The organism is Paraprevotella xylaniphila YIT 11841 (assembly GCF_000205165.1).
Taxonomy (GTDB): Bacteria; Bacteroidota; Bacteroidia; order Bacteroidales; family Bacteroidaceae; genus Paraprevotella; species Paraprevotella xylaniphila.
Genome location: NZ_GL883887.1, coordinates 73,245 through 85,726 on the forward strand (window position 1 = coordinate 73,245; position 12,482 = coordinate 85,726).

The window sequence follows — 12,482 nt, forward strand, 5'->3', positions numbered from 1 at the left end:
TATCTTAATTATAATTATTATTTTCCATTTCAATCATTGCAAATACATCGATTCGTAAAGCCTCACAATAGGTTTGCAACTCTCCATATAGGATATCAATTTGATTATCTGCAAGAGCTGCAAAGTTCACTATTCGTCGAACCTCCCCAATAAACATATTTCGCTCAACTCCAGTAGATTCATCCATTATATTGGGAGGTGTAACTATCAAATCCCATATTGTTGCTTTTTCTTTCCCTCTGCTTTTTCGGAGAACACGACCTCTCCGTTGAATAAATTGACGAGGATTGCCTGTACTTGAACAGAATATTGCATGTTCTGCACGAGGGATATCAACACCTTCATCCAAGCATTTCATGGACAAGAGTATTTGTATATCCCCATCTGCAAAACTTTTCAATACACCAGCAGCATCGTCCAATCCGCTAATATACTTATGATAACGATACCCATGCTCCTTAAACATTTGGGCATACTCATCTATTATATGTATGTCTTCTTGTTCTATATCATAAGACTCATTAACGGAGTAGTCAGGCTCATATCCTTCTGGTACAAAAACAAAAGTATAGTCTAAGTTACGATTTTGTTTTAAATTCGCCAATAATTGGGCTATTGCAGCCTTTTTATTTTCTGCTTTATGGATAATTCTTTTGCGTTTGAGCAACAACTTCTCGGCATCAGGCTTATACTTACCAGTATCCGAGTCAATATATTTCCTTAGCTGGACCGAAATTCGTTCATATTCTACCATCTCTGTCTCCGTTAACTCTATAAAGATCGGATAATAATCATAGTGGCATAATATTCCTTCTTCAATAGCCTGCCTCATCGTGTATCGATATGTATACTCGGGTGGTCTTGAATTAAAAAAGTTATACAGCTGCTCTGATCCATGATCATCATAAATTCTTTCGGGAGTAGCAGATAGGCCTATACGCCAATGAATCATCTCCGGCAAATGCCTCAGAGAACTTGTTGAACCAATATTATGAGCTTCATCTGCGATATAAAGGAAAGTGTCAATGCCTTTTACCTTTTTAAGGAATGATTGAAACTCTTTTCTATTGAATGTTGCGTAGGTAGTAATAATTACAATATTCTTAGTTTGATCCAGCAGGCTTCTAGTTATATATCTATTTAATATTTCTTTCCAGTCTTTATCAGTATATGTAGAAACTATGTTATGAAAGCTGAAAGCCTCCACCTCTCGCCTCCATTGTATGGCTAACGCTTGCGTAGGAACAACAATGATCGCTTTATAAAACCCATTTTCTTTATATTGCTTGCGCAAACAGTTCAGTGCGGTTACTGTCTTACCGGAACCTGTGGCCATGGCAAAGATTCCCTTCTTGCCATTTTCAATCCAAGCATTATAAGCATCAATCTGAATCTTACGCTCTTCGGGGAATGGGAATCGAGGTTCCTGCTCTTTCAATTCCAATTTATCAAGGAGCCGTTGCGACAACGATGGAGGGTTCTCTCTTTCAGGATCAAAACTGTTTCTCAAACTTATGCTTGCATCAAGCAGTTCGGGTACAGTCATTTTAGGATATGCCTCACTTAAAAAGGTCTTCACCTCGTTTATAGGAATATGAATTAAATGAGGAGTATCATTTCGCCATGATTGGTCGAATAAATTCTGATACTCAGTGATTCTTTTGTCATCATCCGGTGAGGTGAATACTGTGATAGTCTCCCCATTAAGCTCTAAAGCCGATTGTGAGAAGTTGGCAGATCCAATAAAAGCAACCCTATTTCCATCTTCATCAGTAAATATACCGTATTTGTCATGCCCCAGTCCCCCTTTCGTCGAAATAGTTGCAACAAATTCGATCCGATTGATAGAGATTAAGTAGGATAGGCAATGAAAGAAATGTTCATCTTCCCTTGAAAGAGTATTTGTCAGAGTCTTAATATCTGACAATATCCGACACTCAAATTCTTTGACTAAATGTTTTTGTCCATTTTCGATAGCATCTTTATCCTCTTTGCTCAAAATATGGTTGATAACAACCCGCATTTTCCCTCCATTTGCAATAAACAGTGCGAATCCAAAAGCAAGACTTCTTATTCCACTTGAGGAAAAGAATCCAAGCCCTAAATCAAAAGTAGTACTTTCAATCAGAGCTTCTGTAAAAAACTCCTTTGGCTCATCTAAACCAGAAGAATAACTATGCTTGAACTGAACATCACTTAACATATTATATCCTCCAATCCATGCGTGATTTTATCAATCAGATAATCGTAACCATTCAGATTGGGATTGCTGCGCAACTCTTTGTTCATAAGTTGTAATCCATCATCAATATGCATCTTGACATATTTAGGGATATCCTTATCGGTTTTATAGATCCCATATTTTACACATATAAGACCTATATAGTAGGATGAATTGTTGCCAAACAAGACATTCTTACTATACTCCTTACCCTGAGAATCAGCAATATCAGTCAGCGACAACAGCCGATCTTGAGACAGTGAATATGCTAAAGCGATACGAGCTATGATATTTTCTGCACCCAAATTGAATTTACGGCTCAATTCGGTCACAACAATTTTATTCTCCTTCGATGTTTTTATACTATTGAACATATCTATGCAAGCGTTTTAAACAATTTATTGGGTATAACCTTTTTGAACGATGAACATCCATCTGCGTTCTCAATAACATATACTTTATTCACACTTGGAAGTAATGCGGAATACTCAGTCTCCGACAGCTCTTTTCCTAATAATGGGAAAATAACAACCTGTTTTGACACCGACGGGTAGAACTTAGTAATGATATTATGGGAATGTATGCTATCAAACTTTTGAAGTGGACTATCAATGAATACAGGAAAGTCTATCCCGGATTCTTCGACAAGAGCCTTAAGGATTGCCGTAGCATAAAGTTGCTGCTCCCCTTTTGACAACTTCTCCTTATTGATAATCTCGCCTGCTTTATCAAGCAATTCGATTTCAATAATATCATCTTGCAGATCAATCCGAACACTATGAATAAAGTCCGCCTTATGCATCAGCATATCAATGCTTGCAATAATCTTTTGTTCCAACGAGAATCGACGCTTCGTCTTTAATTCAAGTAAGAACGTGGTAAGCTCTGATATCAGACGCTCGGCGATAACATCCTTCTCTTTATCAGACTTATCAACTCGAATATATTTTGTAACCTCTGATAGCTGTTTCTTTAAAACTGCAAGGTCTTTATTGTGTGTACCTATCTGTTCCGACAGCTGACGCGACTTCGCTTCCAGCCTATTTAGCATATCATCAATCTCGGCCTTATGTGTTCTAATGGCCTTGATATCCGCATTTCCATCATCATACTCAGCAGCAGCAATCTTCTTTTGAGTTTTAGCCAAGAATATGGCATTATTCTTAATTTCTTTAACTAGCTGCTTAAAGATTGTGCTATACGAGTATCTGATGTTGTCATATAACGCCTGAAACTCATTCACCTCATTATCGGTATAATCTAACAATACTTTAAAGTTTACAGGCAAATCCCCTTGCGACTCAACAACATTGGATGCGAAAGCATCAGATATTACATGCTCTAGCATTTTACGTTGAGAATCTGACAAACAAAGATCACTGAAGCGCTGCTTTATCTGCATATGTACGGATGACAATGCCTCGTTAATAGCTGTACAATTGGCTTCTGTAACCCGAATATTCTTTTCGGCATCAACCTGATTCTTCAAGAGAGCAAACAGCCTACCTGAGATTGCAAATGGAGCAATATCAAGCATATCACGCAACTGACTCTTTAGCTTCGAGTCCTTGTCTTTCAATACAGCCAACAGTTCCTTCTGCTTGTTTAGCTCTTCAATGCTGATGGCATTACCCTCTCGAATCAATCGTTCCTGAAGCTGAGTGGATTCAACTCTGTATTGCTGAATCTGAGCATCTATCTGACTTCGTTCTTCTTCTGCATGCTTAATCTTCGATTCAATATCCGAAACGCTATTTGCCAACTTATCCAGCTTGGATTTGCTTACAGTGGACCCGGCATTCTTTCTGAATTTAAGTCGCAGATTCTCAAGATTCCTCTTGACATCCTCATACTTTTTAATGCCCAAAACCTCGCTGTACGCAGTGCTTAGCCTACGTTTCTCATCCATCGATTTCACTTCGGCTATATTGACAATCTTCTCTGCATCGAAAAAGAAGAACTTTGCAATGTCTTTGGATAAAATAAAATCATTGATGAATATATCATATCCAACCTCCTTCGCCAATTCATTGACTTGACCATCAATCAAGACATCAACCGATTCAACATCCAGAAAATAGTCATACGTTCTCCTAATCGTTATTATACTACAAGGTATGGAGGGTATAAATACATCGGAGAGTACTATTTCCACATAATATTGAGCATCTTCTTTGATATACTCATTTTCTACAGAATATCCATGCCTAGCAATCTGTTTACGCTCTTCTGGTGTAATTTCATATAAATCCACGGCATGGACTAATGTCTTATGCAGGCTTTGACGTGCATAATTCTTATAGCCTTGGGCATCATTAATATCTCGTCTAAATTTCTCATCAACATCAGCCATCAACTTGCCATAAAGACACCAAACAAGAGAGGTGAGAAAAGTCGTCTTGCCAAAACCGTTATTTCCAGCAATTAAAAAGATGTTTTTCGAGTCTGGCTGAAACGAGACTTTGTTATGACCCCTATAGGCTCTATAATTGTGTAATATGATAGATTTTATAAACATTACTGACGCGGGTTAAGATAGTTATCCAATCGCTTCTCAATATCGCCTTGCAGACCATTGTTATTCATCAAAATAGTCTTACTTCGCTGCAATGAAACCAAATCATTGATCAGCTGATAGTCTTCCGGATGTTCTGCACACACTCTCTCAAGAATTAAACGTTCTTGATATTGCATATTTTCTAAAGGCATATTCCGTTGATAGACCTCATTATAAATATCAGTAACTTTTGGAGAAAAGCAGCCGTCTCTATACCAATTTATTTGTATAGCAACTAGTTCCTGGTTGGATATCAGTTCCATATGCGGTTTTACCCGCTGCATGTTACGCTGTAATTCCAATAATTTACGCAACATTATACAGCGATACTCAAAAGTATAATTACCCAAATTATGACCATCTGCATCTACGGCTAATTGCCCATTTCTGCGCGTAGCATAGCGGTTCTCCGAGATATTGCGACCTTCAACCATTTCATCCCGAAATTTAAGTAAAGGACTCATCCACTCATTGCCGTTATTAATTAGAGCTTTCATGGATTTATCCTCCTTAACAACTGTACATACCCAACACCCGAAGCGACTTTGCCCACAAGAGGGTTGAGTTTTATCTGTTATTACAGTAGGGCATTCATAGTCGTCTGCATTAGCATTGACATAAATCTGTGTAATTTTTTGATTGTCGTATCCCCACGGAGAGGGAATCTCTCTTAAGATATACCACACTTCCTCCAGATACAAATCTTTAATCGGAGAGTAAGTGTATGTATTGGGATTCAATGGGTGCTTGGTTAGTCGCTTCCCCTTTATCTCGTGACGCCGAATGGATTTTGCTCGAGTTGCACTTTCCGTCAGGCGCGTACCAATAAGCACAATAGCCTCTCCCATTGTATCGACTTTATCCAAAATAAATTGGGTCGTAGGTTTAATCTTTAGACGATCAGTGCACCAGCGGAATGTATTGTTGGGAACAGGATACCCTTTGCCAAGAAAGCTGATCCAGAAACTATCCTCCAACTTAGGCACTGTAGTTTGTACCGTAATGGGAAGCTTCTGTTCAGAGGCGGCTGTACGAATACAATCTAGTACTTCCACAATATAATCTGTAATAATTGGATTTTCGACAAGCGTATCGTTATTAACCACATATATCTGTCTAGCCAGTGCTGCATCCCCAAACTCCTTTCGAATAGATAATAGGGCCTTCCAAACTAAAGTTAGGACAACAGTGCTATCCTTCCCTCCACTAAATCCGATAATCCAAGGTATATTATTATCATTTTCAAGATACTGTTCCTTGATATCATCTATTATATAATCAATACGTTTTAACATTACAAATTACTCTTTCTGTGATTTTAATAATACACGAACATCAACATCTAACAAGTTTGCAATCTCTTGTAATTGCACAATAGATGGTTGCGATTTATTTGAACACCATCTTGAAATTGTATTCTCAGATTTGCACATTTGCTCTGCCAACCACCTATTGGTTCTTCGCTTTTCCGCAAGTACCGCCTTTATTCTATTCACCACGATTTGTTGATTATTCGACATAGGCATTTAAACTATACTCATTAAATTGCAAACAAAAATACACCTAATTTCTAATATAGCCAAGTACACAAGCAACAAAACATCATTTATAAGGGAATTGCTACTATTGCACAAAACTATGTAAAAGCTATATTTTGCCTCAATATCAACTATATGTGACAAACATCATTCATGTTAATTTTTTAATTACTCATTCTGTCTCCTCAAATTCTTCCGAGGCATTTGCCACTAACGCCTTTCCTATTTCCAACTGCAAGAATTTAGGCAACTGAAGCAGCTTTGCCATAAGTTGGCTATAAGTAAACCCAACCTTGGTATCCAGTATTGGTTCCTCTTCAATGTCCGTGTCAATCCTTTCTACAGACTCTGAACCTTCAATGAAATCGGAATAGTCCGGATTCTCAGGCCAATTTTCTATCGTACCGTCACTATTGATCTTTAAACGGATATAGTCACCGCAGTCATCTGAATTCGGAATCAGACCGTTTGGCACATAACCGGCTATCTTGCATATCACTTTTTTATCTTTATCGAGCAGGAAATATGTTCCGCTGTCGCATATCTTGGCCTGCAGGTACAGATCCCCATATTCAGGCTTCCAATTCAGCAGTTTATGTGTTTTCAAATTGATTATTCCCGACCACATACCTTTAGAAACTAACGGATATTTGTTCTCGTATAGTTCTCCCATCCAAGCGTTCGTATAGCTGCACATTTCCTCGTTATATGGGAAATATATCATAAGATAGTGCGTAATCTCAGTTAATTCCTGCTCCTTAATGCCAATCAAAATCTGTTTCGCCATAATCAGTAAAAATTAATAGTAACTTATTCAAACTTCATCATATCCGCCAACTGGACAAAATAATCGTTTGACCAGATATCGAGTTCCTTGGGGTTCCTGACAAACGGAAGGACATCGTTCTTTACCTGGTTGATATTAGCCGAAGCTAATCTGTCTTTCAACTGAGCCATGAATGTCTCCTGCCCGATTTCTTCATTGTTAAACTGGCGGATACGCTCTGCGAGATGGGCAAAATCAAGAGGAACATTGTGCCGGACATACCATTCAAAATCATACCAGTCACGACCTTTCACCCTGTTTTTCCAACCCCTGTACACCAATGCGTGCATCTTCCCGGCAAACAAATCAGGCAAAGTGAAACAGCGTGTCATGAAGGAGTGAGGCTGTAGAAGCAGCTTTTGCTCAGTCCTGAAATTCAACGGTGGCTGGGTATCAACTTCAATTTTGATTTTTATGGATTTATCGGTCTGGAAAGACACATCATATACATCCGTATTGTCTTTCAGGAAAGCGGATTCCACCTTACCAAAACTCTTTTTGTCTTTCTTTTTAATCTCCACTTCACGACCGACAATGGCAAATTCATCTATTATCGGCTGGAAGTATTTCGTAAAATCGAACTTGTCATCGGGAACCAAGAGGGAAAAATCCATATCCTCGCTGAAGCGTTGAAGACCATGAAAAATTCTGAGGCAGGTACCGCCATAGAAAGCGGCCACATCGAAGAAACCGCCATTATAGAGCCCGGCAAGTATCACCTGCTGATTCACTTCAAATATGGCATTACGCCTTTCTTGTTCCGTTGTTGCACCATATGCAGAGAGCATATTGTCATAAATCTCATTCTTCATTTTTTCAGCAATTTAAGTAAAGTACGGATTGAATCTGCCTTTTTGCCAACCTTGATATATTCCTCAAACAACCGGGCATCCATCTGCATAAAATCCTCCCATTCCATCCGGATATCCTCTTCCAGATAAATTTCGGCATCTTTCAGATAACGCAAATTTACTTTTGAAGAATTGGCAATCAGATCACACAGAGCCTTTTCCGGCGTAGCCATCACAAACGCGTAGCCATCTTTCTTGATGCTTGTCAGCCCAACAGAGAATGCGGCCTTCGAGATATGCGTATATTCAAACCGTCCAAATGGCGTGTCAAAGTTCTTGGCATACTTCAAAGTCATGGACTGCTTGATGTAAACCTCTTCCGGTATCAGCCCATAATAGCGCAGAGCCGATGACATGGAAACATACGAAGGGGCATACAGATGATTGGCTATCAATTCTGTCGAAAGGGTTTTCCCCGTTATTTCCGGACTACACACATAAAGTCCCTTCTTGAGACGTATTATCTGTTTGTCACGCTCAAGCAACCTAAGCTTCTGGCTTCCACCCCTGATATGAGGAAACAGGGACTCCAATACGGAAGCTGTAACAGGGATATTTCCTAATTGTCGCAATGGATTGTTCATAGCACAAAGATAGCTATTATTTTAATATCAAAGTATATTCAATATATTTTTCTACTTAAAATATTACTATATTGCAACCATGATTTTTAGTGGCGCGAGATATGGGCAGAATCTTGCAGATATGGGTTCCGCATATACCTTCCTTGAAGTATAGATCCATCGCTTTCTCATGATAAAGCTCCCGTTTGAGTGAATGTTTGATTCGTATTTGTTTTTTGATTTTGCGAGTCAACTTTTTTCAGGGAATGACACATACTATTTTTGCAGTGCTTATATTTTCTTGTGATTTATATCGACAAGTTTTGCCTATTAAAGACAGAAGAAAAACGTTCCTGATCGCTTTTCGCAATTCCCAATTTTGTGGCTAATGCTCTCCATTCCTTGACGGCATTCAGTACTTCACCAATGATTTGCTGAGCAATATGCTTCTGTAGCATATATTCCTCACACGAATTTAACAATTCATTCAAATCAGATTTATTGGTATAGCTGTTGATTAACAGACTCTGATACTCATTCAGCGTTGGATTCATATCGTAAGCCGGAGCCAAAGTCCATCCCTGGGATGTCAGAAGGAAACCATGATTACGAAAATGGTCATCCGTATTACCAATGCAGATATTGAATGCAACTCTGCGATACAGTTCTTGCAGATTATCCTCCACGTTGGTACAGTTCTGAAGTATGAAATCGACAATATCCAGATAGCCATGGCCGGTATTGGCATTATCACCATCATTTAAGCCCAAAAGAGTCATGGCTGAAGCAAAGTGTATGCGTTTACCGTCTTCCTTTCTGTCAAATCGTCGGGAAAGCAATGTATGGTATTTGTCGTTTGTGAAGATTACTCTTGTCTCTGCTGCGTGTATGCCGGCCTTCTTTGCCAATAGGTGTGAGAAATGTTCCCAAAGCCCAGTATCATAATCATCTTTGCGTGACGGGAACTTTGCTATATGCAGGATTTTGTTCTCGTCAATTACGCTTGCCTTTGGACGCGCCCCGCCAAGGGATGAACCCGGTTGTACAAGCTGCTCGATCCAGCGTCTTTCAGGCAGTTGGTTCTCCTCTTCACTTTTTTCGATCTCAGAACTGGCAGCAATCAGTTCACGGATATCGGTTAGCGGTGGTATCCTTAGAACTTCACTTGCATTGATATATTCTCCGTCCAAGGAGTCCTTAAAACGGAGCCCACCCATGCGGGAGTAGTCTTCGATTCCGACAAGATAGTCAAAGGATGAAAGACGGCGAACAGGACGCTTCTCCTCTTTCGCCAGAATCTGTTCCCTGCGATTTATCAATGTGCGTCCCCATCTGTCTGGAAGGGCATCAGAAAAACATCCGAAAATATCCTTGCCAGGAGCTGTATATTGCTGCCCTGGATAGTTGTTCAAGTCATCACTAAGAAACAAGTTGCCATAGTCCCTTAGCCAGTCATCACTATAGCAAAATCCATAACTGTCTGAGCCACGAAGTGATTCATAGCTCAGTTCTCCGATCAGCCTTGGTTCTTTAAGCCAATCAAAGTCAGCAAACACATATAGTCGTTTCATAGCTTATTCTTTTTTGGATGCTCTCTCTCGCTTTTTCAAACTCAAATCCTGTAAAGCCTTTCCCATCGCGTCTTCTTTGGCAAGCAGAAGTATATCATCATCCAGTTGAAGCGCATAGAGAACTCTGAGATAAATACCGATAGCGACTGTCGGTACACCCTTTTCAATCCGGCCAACCGTAAGCGGTGAGCAGGTTGCGCGTTCGGCAACCTGGGCCATGCTGAGATTCCTGCGCAGTCTAGCCAGTTTGATCTGCTCACCCACTATCTGCATCTTCTGCTCCAGTTTTCTTGGCAACTTGGTGCCCATTGTATTCTTTGCCATATTCAATATATCATATAATATGCAAATATACTACTTTTTATCTATTTAATGATGTATTATAGGTGAAAAACCGCAAGAATAGAAGATATGGTATTTAAGCGGGTCTACACTTTTCCATCAAAATTGAGGCTTAAAATCTACACTTTTCCATGAAATCAGCACCTTTACTTTATCCCCGTATTCATATATACGCCAATTAAAGTAAAGTCAAAACAGAGGGAAGAAAAGAGATGGCTCCGCCAAACAGACCAGCCGATTTGCCGAAGTCTACCAATGATACAGCCTGTTTTTTCTTTTGGCTGCAAAATCTTCGTGACTGCATCTTGCTTTTAGTTGACATCAGTTGGTGAAAATCCCACTTATTTTCGTACCTTCGCAACGGATAGAAAACAGGTGGACTTCGGACGGGAAAAGGGAATTTTTCCGTTGGTTCTGATTCAAGTGAAAGGTGCGGCAAAACGGACGGTTTTTGGCCTGAAAAACAAGCGAGAAAAGGCTTTTCTACCGTTTAAAACGCAACTCTTTCACATTCAGGTTGTTCGGTATGCTGCATCGGAAAGGGGATTTTTACTACCGTTTATCCATATCCGGAGAATAAGCCTTGGAAAACGCATACAACCCCACGAACGTGAACAATCCGTTCAACATCAGCAATTCGTATCCGAAACGATAACCATAGGCCGAAACGGTCCAGGCGTCTAACAAGTAGCACCCCATGGGTGCCGCGACACAAATCCACGGGACAGCCGCAAGCCAGAGTTTGCGCCGGGTAAACATGCCGAAAGCAAACAAGCCCAACAACGGCCCGTAAGTGTAAGAAGCCACCACATAAATGGCATCGATGACACTGGAATCGTTTACGGCCTCAAAACACAAGATAAAACCGACAAAGAGCAAAGCTATTACTCCGTGTACCTTCTTTCTTACTGCTTCCGGACGGGTAAACCTCCGCTCCACGTCCAGAATGTCCACACAAAAACTGGTGGTCAAGGCCGTCAGTGCGGAATCCGCACTGCTGAACGCCGCAGCGATAATACCGATAGTAAACAGTACCAACACTCCATTCCCTAAATGGCCTTCCGCACAAAACAAGGGCAAAATGTCATCTCCCTTCACGGGCAAGTCTATACCCTCGCGCGATGCCAAAGCCAACAGCAGGACGCCCACTCCCAGAAACAGCATATTCAAGGGTATGAACGAAAAGCCGTACGAGCACATGTCTTTCTGCGCATCATGCAGGTTCTTGCACGTAAGATTCTTCTGCATCATATCCTGATCCAACCCCGTCATGACAATCACAATAAAAATGCCGCTCAGGAACTGCTTCACGAAATGTTGCCGTGAAGTCCAATCGTCCCATTCTATCCAACGACCGTAAGGACTTTCCACCACATGCCGCACTGCCTCAACCACCGTAAAATCGTTCAAACGGCACAGTTGGTACAAAATCAACACCAGTGCCGTTACCAGACATAAAGTTTGCAAAGCGTCGGTCCACACCAACGATTTTATGCCTCCCCTGAAGGTGTATAGCCAAATCAGGAAAACCGTTCCGGACGCCGTGACCTCGAACGGAACCCCCAAGCTTCCGAACACGTAATTCTGCAAAATCAGGCACACTAAATACAACCGCGCGGCTGCCCCCAACATTTTAGATAACAAGAAAAAAGAAGCTCCGGTCCGATAGGCCGCCTTGCCGAACCGGACATCCAAATAAGCATAAATGGAGGTCAGGTTCAGCTTATAATACAAAGGCAACAATACAAAAGCCACTACGAGATACCCAAAAAAGAAACCTACACACATCTGCATGTAGGTCATATCCGCGTCCCTTACCATCCCCGGCACCGACACGAAACTCACTCCAGACAAGGAAGCCCCTATCATGCCGAACGCCACCGCCCACCATGGCGACCGTCTGCCTCCCCGGAAAAACGTATCGTTGTCCCCCGTCCCACCGGCCTTACGGGAGACGGCAAACAGCAGAAGGAAATAAAGAACCGTTGTCAGTATGATATAAAATGCACTCAT

Annotated in this window: 11 protein-coding genes; all 11 read right to left on the minus strand. The window is 40.8% G+C overall.

What is annotated here, in order from left to right; translation table 11 throughout:
* Positions 1 to 4: 4 nt before the first annotated feature.
* The 11 genes from HMPREF9442_RS14530 to HMPREF9442_RS14575 all read right to left on the minus strand — a co-directional run bounded on the left by HMPREF9442_RS14530 (position 5) and on the right by HMPREF9442_RS14575 (position 12,482).
* On the minus strand, positions 5 to 2,203 hold the full coding sequence (locus HMPREF9442_RS14530) for a DEAD/DEAH box helicase family protein (protein WP_008630098.1): 2,199 nt from the start codon (positions 2,201 to 2,203) through the stop codon (positions 5 to 7).
* Entirely contained in the window at positions 2,197 to 2,595 is a 399-nt protein-coding gene (locus HMPREF9442_RS14535; RefSeq protein ID WP_008630100.1) for a DndE family protein, read from the minus strand. The genes HMPREF9442_RS14530 and HMPREF9442_RS14535 overlap by 7 nt, the downstream gene beginning before the upstream one ends.
* 2 nt (positions 2,596 to 2,597) lie before the next feature.
* Positions 2,598 to 4,739: an AAA family ATPase gene (locus tag HMPREF9442_RS14540; protein ID WP_008630103.1), complete on the minus strand. Its 2,142-nt coding sequence runs from the start codon at positions 4,737 to 4,739 to the stop codon at positions 2,598 to 2,600.
* Positions 4,739 to 6,073 (minus strand): DNA phosphorothioation system sulfurtransferase DndC, encoded by a 1,335-nt coding sequence (dndC, locus tag HMPREF9442_RS14545; protein ID WP_008630105.1) that lies wholly within the window; start codon positions 6,071 to 6,073, stop codon positions 4,739 to 4,741. Before dndC ends, HMPREF9442_RS14540 begins: the two co-directional genes overlap by 1 nt.
* 6 nt (positions 6,074 to 6,079) lie before the next feature.
* Positions 6,080 to 6,298 (minus strand): helix-turn-helix domain-containing protein, encoded by a 219-nt coding sequence (locus HMPREF9442_RS16070; RefSeq protein ID WP_087944130.1) that lies wholly within the window; start codon positions 6,296 to 6,298, stop codon positions 6,080 to 6,082.
* Between the two features lie 190 nt (positions 6,299 to 6,488).
* On the minus strand, positions 6,489 to 7,103 hold the full coding sequence (locus HMPREF9442_RS14550; protein WP_008630107.1) for a hypothetical protein: 615 nt from the start codon (positions 7,101 to 7,103) through the stop codon (positions 6,489 to 6,491).
* A 23-nt stretch (positions 7,104 to 7,126) separates the two neighbouring features.
* The gene (locus HMPREF9442_RS14555; RefSeq protein ID WP_008630109.1) at positions 7,127 to 7,954 is read right to left on the minus strand and encodes a nucleotidyl transferase AbiEii/AbiGii toxin family protein; all 828 of its coding nucleotides are present in this window, start codon (positions 7,952 to 7,954) and stop codon (positions 7,127 to 7,129) included.
* Positions 7,951 to 8,577 carry a type IV toxin-antitoxin system AbiEi family antitoxin domain-containing protein gene (locus tag HMPREF9442_RS14560; RefSeq protein ID WP_008630111.1) on the minus strand — a complete coding sequence of 209 codons (627 nt, stop codon included), beginning with the start codon at positions 8,575 to 8,577 and terminating at the stop codon, positions 7,951 to 7,953. Before HMPREF9442_RS14560 ends, HMPREF9442_RS14555 begins: the two co-directional genes overlap by 4 nt.
* A gap of 287 nt (positions 8,578 to 8,864) precedes the next feature.
* Positions 8,865 to 10,127: a type II toxin-antitoxin system HipA family toxin gene (locus HMPREF9442_RS14565; RefSeq protein ID WP_008630113.1), complete on the minus strand. Its 1,263-nt coding sequence runs from the start codon at positions 10,125 to 10,127 to the stop codon at positions 8,865 to 8,867.
* Between the two features lie 3 nt (positions 10,128 to 10,130).
* On the minus strand, positions 10,131 to 10,451 hold the full coding sequence (locus HMPREF9442_RS14570; RefSeq protein ID WP_008630115.1) for a helix-turn-helix domain-containing protein: 321 nt from the start codon (positions 10,449 to 10,451) through the stop codon (positions 10,131 to 10,133).
* Positions 10,452 to 11,021: 570 nt separating this feature from the next.
* Positions 11,022 to 12,482, minus strand: coding sequence for a sodium:solute symporter (locus HMPREF9442_RS14575; protein ID WP_008630119.1), 1,461 nt, complete (start codon positions 12,480 to 12,482; stop codon positions 11,022 to 11,024).